Genomic DNA, 20,203 nt, shown 5'->3' on the forward strand with positions numbered 1-20,203 from the left:
CGTACCCGTCAGTTGCCGCTAGTGCGTCCCGACGAGGGCGGGTGCGCTGATCTGCGGAGAAGCCTCGCAGCTCCACGCAAGGCGGTACGTAGTAACACGTAGCCCCGGCGCGTAGACAAGGTCCGGGCGCCGGGACACCTGTGGTCGTCGGATGCGCAAGGGGCGTTTCGGTCGCTCGCGACGGAACGGATCGCTCTAGTTAGCGCGCGTCGCTCTAGTAAGCGCGCGCCACGACCGCGACGTTACCGGGTGCGTCATAGGAGTCGGGCACCGACCCGTCCTCGGCGACGAGACACCGTACGGTCGCGGCGTGCTCGGCGAGCCCGGCCTCGCCCTCCTCGCCGAGGGTCGACCAGGGAATGCGCGCCCAGCCGCCGGCACCGGCGGCCTCGACGGCCTCACCGATCGTCGACACCTCGGTCGTGCGGGACTCCCGCCGCTCACGCGACTGTTCCAGGAGCAGCGCCTGGTCCTCTTCGAGGACCGTGGGCAGCAGCCCCACGAGGGAGTCGACGGGGACCGCTTCCTTGCCGCCGGGGATGCGGCGGGCGAGCATCGCGGTGCCGTCCTCCAGGTCGCGGGGGCCGATCTCGATGCGTACGGGGACGCCCTTGAGTTCCCAGTCGACGGCACGGCGGCCGAACGGGACGTCCGTGCGGTCGTCCACATGGACGCGTACGCCCGCAGCCTTCAGCCGGTCGCCGAGTTCGCGGACCTTGGCCAGAACCGCGTCGTCGCCCTTGATCGCGAGGACGACGGCCTGGACGTGGGCGAGACGGGGCGGGACCCGCAGGCCGTTGTCGTCGCCGTGCATCATCACCAGGGCGCCGATCATGCGGGTGGTGGAGCCCCAGGAGGTCTGCCAGACGAGTTCCTGCCTGCCCTCCTTCGAGAGGTAACGGGTGTTGAAGGCCTTGGCGAAGTTCTGGCCCAACTCATGGCTGGTGGCCATCTGGAGGGCCTTGCCGTCGCCCATCATGCCTTCGAGGGTGAGGGTGTTGACGGCGCCCGCGAAGCGCTCCCTGACGGTCTTGCGGCCGGGGACGACGTCCATCGCGAGGACGTTCACCATGAAGTCCTCGTAGACCTGCCGGTGGATGTGCGCGGCGAAGTCGCGCGCCTCCTCGTACGTCGCGTGCGCCGTGTGGCCCTCCTGCCAGAGGAACTCCGTGGTGCGGAGGAACAGGCGGGGCCGCAGCTCCCAACGGACCACGTTGGCCCACTGGTTGATCAGCAGGGGGAGGTCGCGGTAGCTCTGGACCCACTTGGAGAAGTAGTCGTTGATGATCATCTCTGAGGTGGGGCGGACCACCGCGGGCTCTTCGAGGTCCTTGCCGCCGCCGTGCGTCACCACGGCCAGTTCGGGCGCGAAGCCCTCGACGTGTTCGGCCTCCCTGGTCAGGTACGACTGGGGGATCAGGAGGGGGAAGTACGCGTTCTGCGTGCCCGTCTCCTTGATCCGGGCGTCCATCTCCTGCTGCATCCGCTCCCACAGCCCGTACCCGTACGGCCGGATCACCATGGTGCCGCGCACCGGACCGTTGTCGGCCAGTTCCGCCTTGGTGATCAGGTCCTGGTACCAGCGCGGGAAGTCGTCCGCCCGCGGCGTGAGAACGGGTGCTTTTGCCATGGCGCGATCGTACGGGGCCGCGTTGCGGGGATGTGAATTCTTTTGCCCGCGCACAGACAGTCCGCAAGCCGGTGTCCGAGACCCCTGGACGGCGCGCCGGGTGCGGAGTTATCTGGCATACGGGGGGAGTGCGAGCGCACTGTCACGGGGGCCCTGAAAACGGGCACAGAGACGACTCTCGGCGGATTGGGGCGCTTTCGATATGACACCTACGCTCGTGCGGCAGCAACTGCCTCGCCCGGGGGCCGCGCCCCGGGTGGACCGGTGTGCACGCGCGCGTGACTGGGCCGAGATCCAGGAACGGATGCTGGTCCCCCTCTACGAGGCGGTCTACCGCCGGCTCGACGTGGGCGCCGGTACCCGGATGCTGGGGCTCGGCTGCGGGTCGGGGCTGGCGCTGGTGGTGGCGGCGTCGCGGGGCGCCGCGGTCACCGGGGTCGACGCCTCGTCACCCGAGAGAACGGCTCTCGCGCGGGAGCGGCTGCTTCCGGAGGGATGGGGCGCCCGCACCCGTGCCGACGCACGGGTGGTGGAGGGCGCTCCCGAGGAAGCGGCCGGGGCCGCCGGTGTCCCGCGGTACAACCTGGTGACGGCCTTCGAGCCGATCGGCTGCCTTGCCGGTGACTCGGAGGGCCTGGCCGAACTGCTGGCCTGCGCCACCCCGCTCGCGGAGCGCGGCGCCCCGGTCGTCCTCGTGGGGTGGGGGCCCCCGGAGCGCTGCACGACGTCCACGGTGCTCCGGGTCGCCACCAAGCCGGCCGATCCCGTGCGTGGCGCCGATGGCTGGCGCCTCGCGCTGCGGGACGACCTGGAGGAGGTCGCCCAGCGGGCCGGCCTGCGGCCGGACGGCTCCGGACGCGTGGCCTGCCCCTTCGGGTACGCGAACGTGGACAACGCGGTAAGGGGGCTGCTGTCGACGGGGCTGTTCGACACGGCGATCGCGGCCACGGACCAGATGCAGGTGAACAAGGAAGTCGCGGAGGCCCTGCACCCGTACCGCCGCCAGGACGGGACGGTATGGATGCCGAACGTGTTCCGGTATCTGATCGCCCGGACGCCCTGAGAAGCGTGAACGGCCCCGGGATGGGTGCGCTGAGAAGGTCTTCGACACTTTCGGCCGATGCACGTGTGAATGGTGTGGAGAAAGCGGGACAGCACGCCTCTCACTTCGCCAGGTGAAGGACGATCCCCATAGCCTGGCGCACCGTCCGGGCACGCACCCGGATGCCGACAACCACTGAATCGCCGTCCACGCACGGCCGGGCGCCGCGCAGCCAGGCCACACCCCCCGGCCGACCGCGCGGCGCCCGCCGCCACACCTGACACGCCACTGGGGGCGCCCTCCGCGAGGAGGGCGCCCCCAGTGGCGTGCGTGGACCCGAGCCGTATACGGCCGCGAACGCGGACCCGGGCGGACCGGTCAGCCCATGAACTTCTTGAACTCGTCCGGCAGTTCGAAGTCCGGTCCGCCCTGCTGGCCCGGCAGGCCCAAGGCACCGCCCTGGGCGGCGGCTGCCCGGCGGGCGGCCTCCTCCTGCTCCTGCTGCTTGCGCTTCATCGGGTTGCCGGAGCGCTGCTTGCCCTTGGCCTTCCTGGGCTGCTTCTTGGACCGGCCGGGGCCGCCGCCCATACCAGGCATGCCCGGCATCCCGGGCATGCCGCCGCCCTGAGCCATGCGGGACATCATCTTGCGGGCCTCGAAGAACCGCTCGACCAGGTTCTTCACGGCGCTGACCTCGACACCGGAACCCTTGGCGATACGGGCCCGGCGGGAGCCGTTGATGATCGTCGGGTCCTGGCGCTCGCCCGGGGTCATCGACTTGATGATCGCGGCGGTACGGTCGACGTCGCGCTCGTCGATGTTGTTGATCTGGTCCTTGATCTGGCCCATGCCGGGCAGCATGCCGAGCAGCTTGCTGATGCTGCCCATCTTCCTGACCTGCTCCATCTGGGCCAGGAAGTCGTCGAGGGTGAAGTCCTGCCCCTTCTTGGACGCCAGCTTGGAGGCCATCTTGGCGGCCTCTTCCTGGCTGAAGGTCTTCTCCGCCTGCTCGATCAGGGTGAGCAGGTCACCCATGTCGAGGATGCGGGAGGCCATCCGGTCCGGGTGGAACTGGTCGAACTCGTCGAGCTTCTCGCCGTTCGACGCGAACATGATCGGCTTGCCGGTGACCTGGCGGATCGACAGGGCGGCACCGCCGCGGGCGTCGCCGTCGAGCTTGGAGAGCACCACGCCGTCGAAGCCGACACCGTCGCGGAAGGCCTCGGCGGTGTTCACCGCGTCCTGACCGATCATCGCGTCGACGACGAAGAGGATCTCGTCCGGGGAGACGGCGTCCCGGATGTCCGCCGCCTGCTGCATCATCTCCTGGTCGATGCCCAGGCGGCCGGCGGTGTCGACGACCACGATGTCGTGGACCTTCGACTTCGCGAACTCGATGGAGTCCTTGGCGACCTTCACCGGGTCGCCCACCCCGTTGCCCGGCTCGGGGGCGTAGACCGCCACACCCGCGCGCTCGGCGACGACGCTCAGCTGGTTCACCGCGTTCGGCCGCTGGAGGTCGCACGCGACCAGCAGCGGGGAGTGACCCTGCTCCTTCAGCCACCGGCCGAGCTTGCCCGCGAGAGTCGTCTTACCGGCACCCTGGAGACCCGCCAGCATGATCACGGTCGGCGGGTTCTTGGCGAAGCGGAGACGGCGGGTCTCGCCGCCGAGGATCCCGACCAGCTCCTCGTTGACGATCTTGAGGACCTGCTGGGCGGGGTTCAGCGCCTTGGAGACCTCGGCGCCGAGGGCGCGCTCCTTGACGTTCTTGATGAAGCCCCGGACGACCGGCAGGGCCACGTCCGCCTCGAGGAGCGCGATGCGGATCTCGCGTGCCGTGGCGTCGATGTCCGCCTCGGAGAGGCGTCCCTTACCCCGCAGGTTCTTGAAAGTCGCTGAGAGGCGATCGGAGAGCGTATCGAACACGGCGGTGTCGGTCCTCGGAGTCGGGGGCAGTCTGACGTGCCCTCCAGGGTATCTGTCTGGGTGTGGTCGGGTCTCCACCCCTGTGGACAACGGTGCCCGACCCGGGGCCACGGGGGCGGAGCCGGCCCCGTGACCCCGTGGTTCAGCCGCGGAGCGTCTCCTCCATCTTCCGTGCCAGCGAGGCCGCCTCGTCGCCCGGAAGGGGGGCGCCGTCACGGCCGGTGACGTAGAAGGCGTCCACCGCGTTGGCCCCGAGCGTACTCACATGGGCGCTGCGCACCCGCACCCGCGCGTCCTCCAGCGCCCGCCCGATGCGGTGCAGCAGGCCGGGGGCGTCCTGGGCTCGGACCTCGATCACGGTCGCGTGCCGGGAGGCGGCCGCGGCCACCGTCACGCGCGGCGGGGGCGCGACCACGCCCCGGCGCCGCGGGTAGGCGGCGTCGCGCTCGGCGAGCCGCCCCGCGATGTCCAGCGAGCCCTCCAGCGCCCGTACGAGGTCGGCGCGGAGCCGGGCCGCCTGGGGCAGCGAGCCGTACTCGGCGGCGACCCGCCAGTCCAGCAGCAGGACGGAGCCCTCGACACCGTCCGGCAGGTCGAGTGCCCGGAGCTCCGCCGTGCGCACCGTGAGCCGGTGCATGGCGAGGACGCCGGCGACGGCGGGCAGGACGCCCGGCTGGTCGGGTACGGCGATGAGCAGCTCGACACCGAGCGGCTCCGGGTCGGCCTTCTCGGCCTTCTCGTCCTTCTCGTCCTTCTCCTCGCTCGCCACGGCCACGACCTCCGGCCGCGCGCGCAGCGACAGCACGGGCCCGCCGGTGCGGAACGCCTCGACGGCGAGCCGCTCCTGTTCGGCGGTGGGCGCGGCGGGCTCCGGCTCCTCCGGGACGTCCCCGGCGAACAGCGCGGCGACCCGCTGGACCAGGTCGGACACGAGCGAGGCCCGCCACGCCGACCAGGCGGCCGGCCCGGTGGCCAGGGCGTCGGACTCGGTGAGGGCGTGCAGCAGTTCGAGGGTGCCCGGCGAACCGACGGCCTCGGCCACGGACCGCACGGTGGCCGGGTCCTCCAGGTCACGCCGGGTTGCCGTGTCGACGAGCAGCAGGTGATGGCGGACGAGAGTGGAGAGCACGGCCACGTCCTCGCGGTCGAAGCCGATCCTGGCCGCCACGTCCTTGGCGATGATCTCCCCCGCCACGGAGTGGTCGCCGGGCCAGCCCTTGCCGATGTCGTGCAGCAGCGCGGCGACCAGGAGGAGGTCGGGTCGGTGGACCCGGCGGGTCAGCGCGGCGGCGCGGACGGCCGTCTCGATGAGGTGCCGGTCGACGGTCCAGATGTGGACGGCGTTGCGCTGCGGGCGGCAGCGGACCCGCTCCCAGTCCGGCAGCAGTCGTGTGATGAGCCCCTCGGCCTCCAGGGCCTCCCAGACGTCGACGGTCGGCCGTCCGGAACCCAGCAGCGTGACGAGCTGCTCCCTGGCCTCGGCGGGCCAGGGCGTGGGCAGCGGGCGGGCGGTGGCCGCGAGCCGCCGTACGGCGTGCAGGGACAGCGGCAGTCCGGCCTGGGCGGCAGCGGCGGCGGCGCGCAGCGGCAGCACCGGGTCACGTTCGGGCCGGGCGGCACGCGCGAGCACGACCTCGCCGTCCTGTTCGACCACACCCTCGGCCAGCGGTGACCGCTCCGCGACCGACTTGCCCCCACCCAACATGGCGCGCAGCCGGGGCCGCACGGCGCGCGAACGCAGCACGCGCCCCACTTCGCGCCAGGTGACGTCGCTGGCGTAGGAGATGACCCGCGCGGCCTCGTACACCTGGCGCAGCAGGGTGTCGGCGTCCAGCAGCCCCAGGTCGGCCGCGACCTGGTCCTGTTCCTGGAGCGCGAGCCGGTCGGTCGCGCGCCCGGTGGTGAGGTGCAGCGCGTCCCGTACGTCGAGGAGGCGGCGCCGGGCGTCGGCGAGCCCCTCGCGCGGGGCGTCGGCGAGCCAGGAGGCGGCGACCGCGCGGAGGGCGGTGGCGTCGCGCAACCCGCCGCGCGCCTCCTTCAGGTCGGGTTCGAGGAGGTACTGCAGCTCCCCCTGCCGCTCGGCGCGCTCGGCGCACAGCTCCTGGAGCTCGGGGAGGCGTTTGGGCGCCTGGTTGCGCCAGTCGGCGAGGACGGCGGTGCGCAGTCCGGCGGTGAGTCCGAGGTCACCGGCGAGGTGTCGGGCGTCCAGCAGCCCCAACTGCACCTTGAGGTCCTCGGCGGCGGTCTTGCGGGCCTCCGCGGGGGTGCGGACCGAGTGGTCCAGGGCCAGCCCCAGGTCCCAGACCGGGTACCAGATGCGGTCGGCGAGGGCGGCCACGGCCTTCTCGTCGGACCCGTCGTGCAGGAGCAGCAGATCGAGGTCGCTGCGGGGCGAGAGCTCGCCGCGCCCGTATCCCCCGACGGCGACGAGGGAGACACCGCGCAGTTCGCCGGCGCCCGCGCCGAAGAGTCCGGCGAGCCAGTCGTCGGTCAGCTCGGCGAGGGCAGCACGGCGCGGCGGCCCGGACCGCGCCCCCTCCTGGAGGAGGCGCAGCCGGGCCGCCGCGTAGCCGCTGGGTCCCGAGTCCTCTGCATCCGTACGTTCGTCCGTACTCGTCACCCAGTGACTCCTGTTCTTCTGTTCGGTCAGAGCGCGTCCGGGCCGCGCTCGCCCGTCCGGACCCGTACGGCCGTCTCGACCGGGAGGGACCAGACCTTGCCGTCACCGATCTTGCCGGTGCGGGCGGCCTTGACGATGACGTCGATCAGCTGCTCGGCGTCGTCGTCCTCGGCCAGCACCTCGATCCGGATCTTGGGAACCAGGTCGACCGTGTACTCGGCGCCGCGGTACACCTCGGTGTGTCCCCGCTGCCGACCGTATCCACTGGCCTCGGTGACCGTAAGTCCGTGCACCCCGAAGGCCTGCAGCGCTTCCTTGATCTCGTCGAGCCGGTGGGGCTTGACGACGGCGGTGATCAGCTTCATGCCTCGACCTTCTTGCTCTGGGTGGCGGCGGCCACGGTGCTCGTGGCGCTGGCGGAGATGTGCGAACCGGCGGCCGAGCTGAAGTCGTACGCGGTCTCGGCGTGCAGGGCCTGGTCGACACCCGTGACCTCGTCCTCCTCGGAGGCGCGGAAGCCGATCGTCTTCTGGATGGCGAAGGCGATGATCCAGGTCACCACGAAGGTGTAGCCCATGACGGAGAAGGCGCCCGTGGCCTGCTTGCCGAACTGGTCGAGGCCGCCCACACCGTCGGTGGCCAGGAAGCCGACCATCAGGGTGCCGAGGACACCGCCGACCAGGTGAACGCCGACGACGTCGAGGGAGTCGTCGTAGCCGAGCTTGTACTTGAGGCTGACCGCCCAGGAGCAGACGGCACCGGCGACGACGCCGATGAGGATGGCGCCGAAGGCGTTGACGTGACCGCCTGACGGGGTGATCGCGACGAGGCCGGCGACGGCGCCGGAGCAGGCACCGAGGGTGGTGAACGCGCCGTGGCGGATGCGCTCGTAGATCAGCCAGCCGATGATGGCCGCGGCGGTCGCGATCTGGGTGTTGATCGCCATGCGGGCGGTGGTGCCGTCGACACCGAGCCACGAGCCGGCGTTGAAGCCGAACCAGCCGAACCACAGCAGGGCGGCACCGATCAGGACCAGCGGCAGGCTGTGCGGCCGCATCGGGTCCTTCTTGAAGCCGATCCGCTTGCCCACGACGAGGACCGCGGCGAGCGCGCCGATACCGGCGTTGATGTGGACCGCGGTACCACCGGCGAAGTCGATGACGCCCATCTTGAAGAGCCAGCCGTCGGTCGCCCAGACCCAGTGGGCGACCGGGAAGTACACCAGGGTGACCCAGAGCGCGATGAAGATCATCCAGGCGCTGAACTTGACGCGGTCGGCGAGCGCGCCGCTCATCAGGGCGGGGGTGATCACCGCGAACAGCATCTGGAAGAGGATGAACGCGAACGCGGCGATCTGGTGCGGCTTGTCGTTGGCGCCGACGACGAAGCTGTCGACGGTGCTCGCGATGTCGATGCCCTTCAGGCCGATCGCGTCCAGGTTGCCGATGAAGCCGCCCTGGTCACCGCTGAAGGTCAGTGAGTAGCCGTAGAGCACCCACAGGATGCTGACGATGCCCAGCGAGATGAAGGACATCATCAGCATGTTCAGCACGCTCTTGGCCCGGACCATGCCGCCGTAGAAGAGCGCGAGGCCCGGTGTCATCACCATGACGAGCGCCGCACTGATCAATACGAATCCGGTATCTGTGCCGTTCAATGCCGGTATCTCCTCGTGGTCGGAACGGCCCGTGCGGATGCTGAAGCTTGGGGGAGCTATCGGGGAGGGCCGACTGTGCTCAGGAGATTGGCGCAGCACCGTTTCACGGGGAGATTGGAATTGTTTCCCGCACGTGACGAACCCGCATGTCGCGTTACGAGCGCGTGAATCGCAGGTCACGGCGGATTGAGGCCGCGCGGGGCCCGGCCCTTGCGGGCGGCTCAGCGGGGGCGGGCTTCGTATCCGATGGAACTTCGGGCAACGAGCCGGCCGACGCCCTGGGGCGAGCGTGTGCACCCGGCCCCGCCCGGCGCGGGCCGTACCGGCGGCTCGCCGGTCGCGTCGGCGCGGTGAGCGCGTCGGAGCACGTCGCACCCGCCGGCCATCCCGTTGTCATGCAAAGGGACCGGCCACGGCGGCCATCCGATGACCTGGCATGGGGGAGCCGAGTCGGGCAGTAGGGATGACCGGCCGTGGCCGGAGTCGGGGGCCCTCGGGGTAGGCGGGCCGGGCCGGGTCAGACCGCCTCGGCGGTCTCCGGGAGGTGGAGGGCGAGCTGGTCGCTGAGTTCGACGACCTCGGCGAGGTCGCCGAAATCGCGTACCGCCGTGTCGACGGTCTTGCGGATGCGGGTGTTGAGGCGCTCCGATCGGACCTTCCTGGCGACGGCCATGGCCTGCTGGGCCAGCTCGGCACCCTGCTCGGGTTCACGCTGGAGCAGATGGACCGTGGCCATGCCGATGAGATTCAGCGCGTACGACCGCTGGTGATCGGTGTCCTTCGCGAAGAGCTCGACCGCGCGGCTCATCACGGGTTCCGCCAGGGAGGCGTACGTGGGGCTGCGGCCGGCGACGTAGGCGAGGTCGCGGTAGGAGTGCGAGTTCTCGCCGTGCAGTTCGGCCTCGGTGAAGAAGCGGATCCAGTCGGGGTCCGGCTCGTCCCATTCCTCGGCGTCGGCGAAGGTGTCCTCCGCCATCCTTACGGCCCTCTTGCACTTGCCGGGCTGTCCCATGTTGGCGTAGGCGCGGGCCTCCATCGCATACAGCATCGCCTGGGTGCGCGGGCTCGCGCAGTCGCGGCTGCCGTACTGGGCGAGGTGGATCAGTTCGAGCGCGTCGTCGGGCCTGCCGAGGTGGATCATCTGGCGGCTCATGCTGGACAGCACATAGGAGCCGAGGGGCTTGTCGCCCGCTTCCTTCGCCGCATGGAGGGCGAGGACGAAGTACTTCTGGGCGGTGGGCTGCAGGCCGATGTCGTAGCTCATCCAGCCGGCCAGCTCCGCCAGCTCCGCGGCGACCTTGAACAGACGCCTGTTGGTGGCCTCGGGCTGGGGCTCCTGGAGGAGGTCCGTGACCTCGTGCAGCTGGCCGACGACCGCCTTGCGCCGCAGGCCGCCCCCGCACTGGGCGTCCCACTGACGGAACATCACCGTGGTGGACTCCAGGAGGTCCAGCTCGGGTTTGGAGAGACGGCCGCCGCGGCGCGCGGCGGGGGACGGCTCGGGCTCCTCGCGCGGGGCGGGCAGCGTGGGGACGAGCCAGCGCTGCATCGGCTCGATGAGGGCCGGGCCGGCGGCCAGGGCCAGTGAGTTCCCGAGGAAGCCGCGCCGGGCCAGCATCAGGTCGCTGCGCGAGAACTCACTGATCAGCGCCACGGTCTGCGGGCCCGTCCAGGGCAGGTCCACGCCGGACACGGACGGCGCCCGGTGCGCCGCGCGCAGCCCCAGGTCCTCGACGGCGACGACGCAGCCGAACCGCTCGGAGAACAGCTCGGACAGGATCCGCGGGATCGGCTCACGCGGGTTCTCCCCGTCGAGCCAGCGCCGTACGCGCGAGGTGTCGGTGGAGATGTGGTTGGCCCCGAGCTGGCGGGCGCGGCGGTTCACCTGGCGGGCGAGTTCGCCCTTGGACCAGCCGCTGCGGACGAACCACGAGCCCAGCAGTTCGTTCGGGCGCTTCTCAGCGTTCGTGCCGCTTCCGCCGTTGCCGCCCACTGGAACGCCCCCATCCCTGAAACCACTTGTGCGCTGTGTGCGCCAAGCCCTACCAGAATGCCGGTTACCGCGCCGTACGTCCGTCCGTTGTCACCCGTCGAACGGAAAGACGACTTGCCTCCGGCATACCCACGAGCGCGTGCATCCCCAGAATTCGTGCACTCAAAGTAATCCCACGATCACGCGTCCGGCCACGGTGATTCCAGAAACGCCACCATTCGCCACCCCTTCGAATGAACTAACGGTCGCCCGGGCGCGATTCACTTGACACATGACGGCCGGCGGTAGGCGGAGCGATGCACTCAAGGGCGCGCGCCACGACCGCACCACCGCCGGGTGCCGCGGTGCGCCGCCCCGGCGGAAACAGAGCGTCACGTATCACTTCCGCGGCGTAACCACCGGCGCGCCGGACCCGTTGGAGGGGGCATGGGCTTCACGATCGGCGGCATTCGCGAGTTGCGATCGGGGCGGCGCGGCCGTTCCTCGGACTGCACGGCGGTGGCCGAGTTCACCGGCCTGTGGGGGTGGGACGTCGCCCCCGGCGCACGGGCGGCCTCGGGCGCGTGCTCATGCGGCACGACGACCTGTGACGCGCCCGGCGCGCATCCTCTCGGCTTCGCTCCCCCGGTTCCCGCGGGTGCCACGCTCGACGAGGTGACCGAAGCGTGGGCCGAGCACCCCGGCGCCTCGATCATGCTGCCGGTCGGCCGCTCGTTCGACGTGATCGAGGTCGCCGAGTCCGCCGGGCGGCACGCGCTCGTCCGGCTCGAACGCATGGGTCTGCCGCTCGGCCCCGTGATCGCCACCCCCCAGGGTCGCGCCCACTTCCTCGTCGCCCCCGGTGCCGCCGCCGAGCTGCCGGAGCTGCTGTACCGCATGGGCTGGGACGACCCGTCCGCCCTCGATCTGCATGGTCTCGGTCCCGGCACCCACATCACCGCCCCGCCCTCCGACCGGGGCGGCCTCGGCCCGGTCCGCTGGCTCCGCTCCCCCGCGCTCGACTCGGCGACGAGGCCGCCGGCCGCGCGGCTGCTGCTGGGCACCCTGGCGTACGTGGCACACCGGTCGCGGGCCTAGCTAGTGCCGCAACAGGCGGCGTTCGCCCCGTCGCGACGCCCTGCACGCACTCTCGCCGCACCGGGCACAAGCCCGAGTACGGTCCAGTACGAGGGCTTGCGCCCGGCACGCCGAGAGCACGCACCAGACGCCGCTCCTTGACGGGCAAACGTTGCCTGCCGCGGCACCAGAAGCCCAGGCACCCCGTACACCACGAAGCGCCCGTCCCCCCTCTGCGGTCTCGGGGGCGGGCGCTCCTCGTCTCCCACGGGCCTCTGTGACAGGTGGTGGTCAGTCGCCGATAAGGGCGTCAACAAACGCCTCCGGCTCGAACGGCGCGAGGTCGTCCGGGCCCTCTCCCAGGCCGACGAGCTTGACGGGCACGCCCAGCTCACGCTGGACCGCGATGACGATGCCGCCCTTGGCGGTGCCGTCCAGCTTGGTGAGGACGATGCCGGTGATGTCGACGACCTCGGCGAAGACCCGGGCCTGGACCAGGCCGTTCTGGCCGGTGGTGGCGTCGAGGACGAGCAGCACCTCGTCGAGCGGGGCGTGCTTCTCGACGACCCGCTTGACCTTGCCGAGCTCGTCCATCAGACCGGTCTTGGTGTGCAGCCGGCCGGCGGTGTCGATGAGAACGGCGTCGGCGCCCTCCTCGATGCCCTCCTTGACGGCGTCGAAGGCGATGGAGGCCGGGTCGCCGCCCTCCGGACCGCGCACCGTACGCGCTCCGACGCGCTCACCCCAGGTCTGGAGCTGGTCGGCGGCGGCGGCACGGAAGGTGTCGGCGGCGCCGAGGACGACGTTCTTGCCGTCGGCGACGAGGACCCGGGCCAGCTTGCCGGTGGTGGTGGTCTTGCCGGTGCCGTTGACGCCGACGACCATCACGATGCCCGGGGTGTCGAGCGGCGAGTCGGTGTTGACCGCGCGGTCGAACTCGGGGACGAGGATCGTGAGCAGTTCCTCGCGCAGCAGGGCGCGCAGCTCGGCCGGGGTCCGGGTGCCGAGCACCCTGACGCGTTCACGCAGTCGTTCGACCAGCTCCTGGGTGGGCTGGACACCGACGTCGGCGGTGAGGAGGGTGTCCTCGATCTCCTCCCAGGTCTCCTCGTCGAGGTGCTCGCGCGACAGCAGGGTGAGCAGCCCCTTGCCGAGCGCGTTCTGCGAGCGGGAGAGCCGGGCGCGCAGCCGTACCAGACGGCCGGCGGTCGGCTCCGGGACCTCGATCGGGGGAACCTCCACGACCGGGGGTTCCTCGACGGCGACGGGCGCCGTCGCCGAGGCGTCCGGGAGGTCCACCTCCTCGATCGTTCGGCGCGGTTCGTCGCGCGGGGTCTCGGCCTCGTCGCCGACGTGCGGCTCGGCCGGGGGCGCGGTGATGTCGGGTGTGGTGGGGGGCGCCGGCGGCAGCGGCTTCTTCCTGCGGCTGCCGACGACGAGCCCGCCCAGCACGCCGAGCACGACCACGGCGATGACTACAGCAAGGATGAGGATTTCCATAACTAGGCCAGTATGCGCGACCTCCCATCCGGCGGTTCGCTGGGCACGTCGGGGTTACCCCACGGGCCGGGCCGGCTCGCCGCCCGGCATCTCGTCGGGCGAAAGCCCCTGAGGGGCGGAGTCACAACGGGACCAGTATGCGAAGGGGTCCGTCGGGTGCGCAGAGAAGCGTCCCCCGGATGTGTGACGGCCCATGCAGTGGGCCGTCGCACACTCTCCCCTGGAAACCTGACACCTCGTCAGCTAACGTCCCCCTCCACAGCCGCCCGAAGGGGGTCTCCCATGCCCGTCACGGTCGTCCGTTTCAATCTGGTCGAACCCGGTGCCACGCCCGCTTCTCTGGGGGCCCGGTACCGGGCGGCCGTGGAGATGGCGGCGTACGCCGACGAGCGGGGCATCGGCACCGTGCAGACGGAGGAGCACCACGGGGTCGAGAACAACTGGCTGCCGGTGCCGTTCGTGTTCGCGGGCGCGGTGTTCGGGGCGACGCGGCGGATCGCGGTGACCGTGTCGGCGGTGATCGGGCCGCTCCACGACCCTTTGCGGCTGGCGGAGGAGATCGCCGTGCTGGACCTGGTGAGCGGCGGGCGGCTGGTGACGGTGGCGGGGATCGGGTACCGGCCGGAGGAGTACGCCCAGTTCGACGTGGACTGGAAGAGCAGGGGCAGGCTCCAGGACGAGGTGCTGGAGACCCTGCTTCGGGCCTGGACCGGGGAGCCTTTCACCTTCCGGGGCCGCACGGTCCGTGTCACCCCGCGGCCGGCCACCGAGCCGCATCCGTTGCTGCTGGTCGGCGGTTCGTCGAAGGCCGCGGCCCGGCGGGCGGCCCGGCTCGGGCTGCCGTTCTTCCCGAGCGCGCACCTGCCGGAGCTGGAGGCGTACTACAAGGAGCGGCTCGTGGAGTACGGCACCTCCGGCTGGACGATGATGCCCGCGGCCGAGACGCCGTTGCTGCACGTGGCGGAGGATCCGGACCGCGCGTGGGCCGAGTACGGCGGGCACTTCCTGCACGAGGCGCGGACGTACGCCTCGTGGCAGTCGCCGGGGATCCGGTCGGCCGTCCGGTCGGGGGCGACGACGGTGGACGAACTGCGCGCGGAGGGCGTGTACCGGATCGTGACGCCGGACGAGTGCGTGACGCTGGGCCTCGACAGCTACGTCCTGCATCCGCTGGCGGGCGGGATGCCCGTGGAGGAGGGCTGGCGGGGGCTCCGGCTGTTCGCCGAGCGGGTGCTGCCCCGGCTGGACGGCTGACGGCCCCGCCTGCAGCGGGTACACCGCCGCCCCGGTCCGCTCAGTGGTCGGGCCGGGGCGGCGGTGGGGTACGAGGAGCGGGGCAGCGGGGACTTGGCCCTGCTCCTCGGGTTCGGGGGCCGGGTCAGCCCATTTCCTCCAGGGCCTTGCCCTTCGTCTCCTGCACGAACTTCAGGACGAACGGGATGGAGAGCGCGGCGAAGACCGTGTAGATCACATAGGTCAGGGAGAGGTTCCAGTCGGCCAGGGACGGGAAACTCGCGGTGATGGCCCAGTTGGCGATCCACTGCGCGGAGGCTGCCACGCCCAGCGCGGCGGCGCGGATCCTGTTCGGGAACATCTCGCCGAGCATGACCCAGACGACCACACCCCAGGACAGGGCGAAGAAGAGCACGAAGACATGTGCGGCGATCAGGGCGACCCAGCCCTGGGTCGCCGGGAGCTTGCCGTCGACGAGGTCGGAGGAGAAGGCCCAGGCCTCCAGGGCGAGACCGAGCGTCATGCCGAGGGAGCCGATGAGGGCGAGCGGCTTGCGGCCGACACGGTCCACGAAGATCATCGCGATGACCGTGCCGACGATGTTGATGATCGACGTCGTGAAGGAGTAGAAGAACGACTCGGTCGGGTCGACGCCGACGGACTGCCACAGCGTCGCGGAGTAGTAGAAGGCGACGTTGATGCCGACGAACTGCTGAAACACAGACAGGCCGATACCGATCCAGACGATCGGCTTGAACAGGAGGCTGCCGCCGAGCAGGTCCCTGAAGGACGACTTGTGCTCGCTGCGCATCGCCGACTCGATCTCGGCGACCCGGGCGTCCAGGTCGGTGCCGTCGCCCTCGACCTCGGCGAGCACCTCACGGGCGCGCTCGCGCTTGCCCACGGAGATCAGGAAGCGCGGGGACTCGGGGATGGCGAAGGAGAGCAGGCCGTAGAGGACGGCCGGGACGACCATGACGCCGAGCATGACCTGCCAGGCCTCCAGGCCCAGCAGTCGACCGCGCTGGTCGCCGTCGGCCGCGTTGAGGATTCCCCAGTTGACCAGCTGCGACACGGCGATACCGACGACGATCGCGGCCTGCTGGAACGAGCCGAGCCGTCCCCGGTAGGCGGCCGGGGCGACCTCGGCGATGTAGGCGGGGCCGATCACCGAGGCCATGCCGATGGCGAAGCCGCCGACGACGCGCCACAAGGCGAGGTCCCACAGCGCGAAGGGCAGTGCGGAGCCGACGGCACTTACCGTGAACAGGACCGCCGCGATCTGCATGCAGCGGATGCGGCCGATGCGGTCGGCTATGCGGCCGGCGGTGGCCGCGCCGACGGCGCAGCCGATCAGCGCGATGGCGATCACCTGGGCCAGTGCTGTGGAGCCGATGTCGTAGCGGTCCCTGATCGCCTCGACGGCGCCGTTGATCACGGCGCTGTCGTAGCCGAAGAGGAAGCCGCCCATCGCGGCTGCCGCCGCGATGAAGATCACGTGCGAGAGATGCTCGGGATGGGCTGCCCGGGCTCCTGCCGTGGATGCCTGCGCTGTGCTGGTCACGTGGGGGGACCTTCCGCTCTGAAGGTAAGAACGACTTTGCAGAGACTATGCCTTCAAGTATCGAAGTCAAGAGGGGGGTGAGTGCAAGCGATTACTACGCGAGTGGACGCCAAGTAAGGAGATTGAGTTCAAGTATTGAAGAAGTGGCAACTGCGACAGCAGAGTTAGGGGCCCGGGGCAACCACGCGCCCGGACCCCGTCTACCCCGACCTGAAAACCGTTAACGCAGTCGCTGGCTGATGACCTTCGACACACCGTCGCCCTGCATCGACACGCCGTACAGCGCGTCGGCGACCTCCATCGTCCGCTTCTGGTGCGTGATCACGATCAGCTGGGACGCCTCCTGCAGCTCCTGCATGATCCGGATCAGCCGCTGGAGGTTGGTGTCGTCGAGCGCCGCCTCGACCTCGTCCATCACATAGAACGGACTGGGCCGCGCCTTGAAGATCGACACCAGCATGGCGACCGCGGTCAGGGAGCGCTCGCCACCGGAGAGCAGCGACAGCCGCTTGACCTTCTTGCCGGGCGGACGGGCCTCGACGTCGACGCCGGTGGTGAGCATGTTGTCGGGGTCGGTGAGGACAAGGCGCCCCTCGCCGCCCGGGAACAACCGGCTGAAGACGCCCTCGAACTCCCGCGCGGTGTCCCGGTATGCCTCGGTGAAGACCTGCTCGACCCGCTCGTCGACCTCCTTCACCACCTGGAGGAGATCGGCGCGGGTCTTCTTCAGGTCGTCCAGCTGCTCGCTGAGGAACTTGTGGCGTTCCTCCAGCGCCGCGAACTCCTCAAGCGCCAGCGGATTCACCTTGCCGAGCTGCTGGTACGCCCGCTCGGCCGCCCTGAGCCGCTTCTCCTGCTCGGCGCGGTGGAACGTCCTGGGCTGGTTGCGGGGATGCTCCGGGTCCTCCGGGAGCACCTCGCCCTCTGCGGGCGGTGACGGCGGTACGAGCTGGTCGGGGCCGTACTCCGCGACCAGGCCCTCCGGTTCGACGCCCAGCTCCTCCAGCGCCCTGGTCTCCAGCTGCTCTATCCGCAGCCGCTTCTCGGCGCCGAGCACCTCGCCCCGGTGCACCGAGTCGGTCAGCTTGTCCAGCTCGGCCTTGAGATCGCGCCCCTCGGTGCGCGCCTGCGCCAGCTCCTGCTCCCGGCGCGCCTTGGCGGTGTCGGCGGCGGCACGTTCCGCCTCGGCGCGGACGAGGGAGACCTCGACGTGCGCGAGGAGCTGCCGGGCACCGGAGGCGACGGCCTCGGCCACGGCCGCCTCGTGCCGCAGCCGCGCCCTGCGCTCCTCGGCCCTGGCCCGCGCCTCCCGCTCGGCGCGCGCGGCCCGGTCGAGCGAGTCGGCGCGTCCGGCCAGTCCCTTGACCCGCTCCTCGTGCGTGCGCACCTGGAGCCGGGCCTCCATCTCGGTCTGCCGCGCGTTCGCCCCGTCCGCCGCGAGCCGGTCCCGTACGGAGGTGTCGGGCTCCTCCTCGACCGGCATCTCCTCGGCCACGGCCAGCCGCTCGGCCAGCTCCTCGGCTTCCTCGACGGCCCTGTCGAGCGCCTCCTGGGCCCGCGCGGCAGCGGCGGTGGACCGCTCGGCCTCCCCCGCGGCACCCCGCGCCTGCCCGGCGAGCCGCCCGAGCTGCTGGGCCACCGCCGACTTCTCCCGCTCGGCCGCCCGGCGCCGCTCCCCCAGCTCCTCCACGAGTGCGGCCCGCTCCCGGCGCAGTTCGGCCGCGGCCCGCTGGGCCTCGGCCAGCTCCTCGCACCGTACGGCCAGCTCCTCCAGCTCCGCCGCCGCCTCGTCGACGGAGGCCTGTACCTCCAGAAGGCTGGGCGCCCCCGCGGAACCGCCGTGCGCGAAGTGCGCGCCGAGCAGGTCTCCCTCGGCGGTGACGGCGGTGAGGTCGGGGCGGGCGTAGACGAGGTCCTCGGCGTCCTCCAGGGTGCCCACCACGACGATGCGGTGGAGCAGGCGGCGTACGGCGGGCATCAGCTCCGCGGGGCCCCGGACCAGGTCGGCGGCGAACTGGCCGGAGGGGGGTGCCGCGAGCGGCCGGGTGTGGTCCGCGTCGGGGCCGGTCGCGCTGTTGCCCTCGCCCCTTGGGGAACCGGGTTCCTCCGGGGCTCCCGCCAGCAGCAGGGCCGCGCGGCCGGCGTCCTGCTTGCGGAGCAGCCGGATGGCCTCGGCGGCGGAGACGGGGCTGGTCACGGCGATGGCGTCGGCCGCCGCGCCGAACGCGGCCGCCAGGGCGACCTCATGGCCGGGAGTCACCGTCAGCAGCTCCGCGGCCGGACCCAGCACTCCGCCGAGCCGGTCCTTGGCGGCGAGCAGGGCGCCCGTGCCGTCCTTGCGGCGCAGGCCCAGGGCGAGGGCCTCGTGGCGGGCCTGGGTGGCGGCGCGGTGGCGCTCGGCGGCGGTGGCCGCCTCACGGGCGGCAGTGAGGGCGGACTCCGCCTCGGCGAGTGCGCGCTTGGCGGCCTCATGCTGCTCGGCGAGTTCGGTGTCGTCGGCGTCGAGGCCGTCGACCTCGGCCTTCAGCGCCTCGTACTCCTCCTGGGCGGCGACGGCACGTTCCTGTGCCTCGTCGCGGGCGGCGGCGAGCCGGTCGATCTCGGCCCGGGCCGAGGCGGCGCGGGAACGGGCGGCGTTGACCTGGCCGCCCAGGCGGGCGAGGCTCTCGCGACGGTCGGCGATGGAGCGGGCGACGTCCTTCAGGCGCCGTTCCTCGGCGGCCAGCTCGCGCTCCAGGTCGGCCCGGTGGGCGACCGTGTCCTCCAGGGCGCGCTCGGCGGCCTCGAGGGCCGCTTCGAGTTCGGCCTCCTGCTCCCGGATTCGGGCGGCCTCGCGCTCCATGTCCTCGGGGTCGCGGCCGCGTCGTTCCTCGGGCGGGGCGGAGGTGGCGCTCTTGACGCGCGCGTCGGCGAGGGAGATCGTGCCGCGCACTCGCTCGGCGAGCCGCGACAGCTCGTACCAGGTCTCCTGGGCCTGCTGGAGGCGCGGGGTGAGCCGTCGTACCTCGTCCTCCAGGAGCGCCTCCCGCTGGAGCGCCTTCTTCAGCTCGGTCTCGGCGGCCTCCTTGCGCTGTTTGAGCGCGGCCTCGTCGGCGATCTCGTTCCTGAGCGCCTGACGCAGTCGTACGAGGTCGTCGGCGAGGAGGCGGAGGCGGGCGTCGCGCAGGTCGGCCTGGATGACGGCGGCGCGGCGGGCGACGGCGGCCTGGCGGCCGAGGGGTTTGAGCTGGCGGCGGAGTTCGTCGGTGAGGTCCTGGACCCGGGCCAGGTTGGCCTGCATGGCGTCCAGCTTCCGGAGTGCCTTCTCCTTGCGCTTGCGGTGCTTGAGGACGCCGGCTGCTTCCTCGATGAAGGCGCGGCGGCCCATGGGATCGGCGTGCAGTACGGAGTCGAGCCGGCCCTGGCCGACGATGACGTGCATCTCGCGGCCGATGCCGGAGTCGGAGAGCAGTTCCTGGATGTCGAGGAGGCGGCAGGTGTCACCGTTGATCTGGTACTCGCTGCCGCCGTTGCGGAACATGATCCGCGTGATGGTGACCTCGGAGTACTCGATGGGGAGGGCCCCGTCGGAGTTGTCGATGGTCAGGGACACCTCGGCGCGGCCGAGCGGGGGCCGCCCGGTGGTGCCGGCGAAGATGACGTCCTCCATCTTCCCGCCACGCAGCGACTTCGCGCCCTGCTCGCCCATGACCCAGCTGAGCGCGTCCACCACGTTGGACTTGCCCGAACCGTTCGGCCCGACGACGCACGTGATGCCCGGCTCGAACCGGAGCGTGGTGGCCGAGGCGAACGACTTGAACCCGCGGAGGGTCAGGGCCTTGAGGTGCACGGCGCTGGACTTTACCTCTCGGCCTTGTCTCACTCCATGAGCGCGCGGTTTCGCCCATGAACGTGCAGGGCACATCAGACGTTAAGAGTGTGGGGGGAACACCGAAGCGCGGGGGGAAGAAAGAAGGGACGCCTCGGGAAGGCGTCCCTT

12 protein-coding genes are annotated in these 20,203 nt (G+C 71.3%); 3 read left to right on the forward strand and 9 right to left on the reverse strand.

Annotated elements, in window-relative coordinates; genetic code table 11:
* Positions 1 to 214: 214 nt before the first annotated feature.
* A complete protein-coding gene (gene proS, locus AC067N_RS20000; RefSeq protein WP_478680228.1) occupies positions 215 to 1,630 on the reverse strand; it encodes a proline--tRNA ligase in 1,416 nt (471 codons plus the stop codon).
* Positions 1,631 to 1,832: 202 nt separating this feature from the next.
* On the opposite strand from proS, the gene AC067N_RS20005 reads away from it, so the two are divergent.
* Entirely contained in the window at positions 1,833 to 2,693 is an 861-nt protein-coding gene (locus AC067N_RS20005) for a class I SAM-dependent methyltransferase (protein ID WP_478680229.1), read from the forward strand.
* A 357-nt stretch (positions 2,694 to 3,050) separates the two neighbouring features.
* Here AC067N_RS20005 and ffh read toward each other — a convergent pair whose 3' ends face one another.
* The 5 genes from ffh to nsdA form a co-directional block, all read right to left on the reverse strand.
* Positions 3,051 to 4,601 (reverse strand): signal recognition particle protein, encoded by a 1,551-nt coding sequence (gene ffh / locus AC067N_RS20010; protein WP_478680230.1) that lies wholly within the window; start codon positions 4,599 to 4,601, stop codon positions 3,051 to 3,053.
* A gap of 142 nt (positions 4,602 to 4,743) precedes the next feature.
* Positions 4,744 to 7,221, reverse strand: coding sequence for a [protein-PII] uridylyltransferase (locus AC067N_RS20015; protein ID WP_478680231.1), 2,478 nt, complete (start codon positions 7,219 to 7,221; stop codon positions 4,744 to 4,746).
* A gap of 26 nt (positions 7,222 to 7,247) precedes the next feature.
* A complete protein-coding gene (locus AC067N_RS20020; protein ID WP_003997576.1) occupies positions 7,248 to 7,586 on the reverse strand; it encodes a P-II family nitrogen regulator in 339 nt (112 codons plus the stop codon).
* Positions 7,583 to 8,878 carry an ammonium transporter gene (locus AC067N_RS20025; RefSeq protein ID WP_478680232.1) on the reverse strand — a complete coding sequence of 432 codons (1,296 nt, stop codon included), beginning with the start codon at positions 8,876 to 8,878 and terminating at the stop codon, positions 7,583 to 7,585. The genes AC067N_RS20020 and AC067N_RS20025 overlap by 4 nt, the downstream gene beginning before the upstream one ends.
* 517 nt (positions 8,879 to 9,395) lie before the next feature.
* Entirely contained in the window at positions 9,396 to 10,871 is a 1,476-nt protein-coding gene (gene nsdA / locus AC067N_RS20030) for a transcriptional repressor NsdA (protein WP_478680233.1), read from the reverse strand.
* A gap of 426 nt (positions 10,872 to 11,297) precedes the next feature.
* On the opposite strand from nsdA, the gene AC067N_RS20035 reads away from it, so the two are divergent.
* On the forward strand, positions 11,298 to 11,948 hold the full coding sequence (locus AC067N_RS20035; protein WP_478680234.1) for a bifunctional DNA primase/polymerase: 651 nt from the start codon (positions 11,298 to 11,300) through the stop codon (positions 11,946 to 11,948).
* A 270-nt stretch (positions 11,949 to 12,218) separates the two neighbouring features.
* On the opposite strand, the gene ftsY is transcribed toward AC067N_RS20035, so the two are convergent.
* Complete coding sequence (ftsY, locus tag AC067N_RS20040; protein ID WP_478680235.1) at positions 12,219 to 13,427, reverse strand: signal recognition particle-docking protein FtsY; 1,209 nt, start codon at positions 13,425 to 13,427, stop codon at positions 12,219 to 12,221.
* A 282-nt stretch (positions 13,428 to 13,709) separates the two neighbouring features.
* Here ftsY and AC067N_RS20045 point away from each other — a divergent pair, with 282 nt between their 5' ends.
* The gene (locus tag AC067N_RS20045) at positions 13,710 to 14,681 is read left to right on the forward strand and encodes an LLM class flavin-dependent oxidoreductase (protein WP_478680236.1); all 972 of its coding nucleotides are present in this window, start codon (positions 13,710 to 13,712) and stop codon (positions 14,679 to 14,681) included.
* 124 nt (positions 14,682 to 14,805) lie between these two features.
* Here AC067N_RS20045 and AC067N_RS20050 read toward each other — a convergent pair whose 3' ends face one another.
* Together AC067N_RS20050 and smc are read right to left on the reverse strand one after the other, a co-directional pair.
* Positions 14,806 to 16,224 carry a sugar porter family MFS transporter gene (locus AC067N_RS20050; protein WP_478680237.1) on the reverse strand — a complete coding sequence of 473 codons (1,419 nt, stop codon included), beginning with the start codon at positions 16,222 to 16,224 and terminating at the stop codon, positions 14,806 to 14,808.
* 220 nt (positions 16,225 to 16,444) lie between these two features.
* A complete protein-coding gene (smc, locus tag AC067N_RS20055; RefSeq protein ID WP_478680238.1) occupies positions 16,445 to 20,053 on the reverse strand; it encodes a chromosome segregation protein SMC in 3,609 nt (1,202 codons plus the stop codon).
* Between the last annotated feature and the right edge of the window lie 150 nt (positions 20,054 to 20,203).

It is taken from the genome of Streptomyces sp. NPDC042364, from assembly GCF_056437585.1.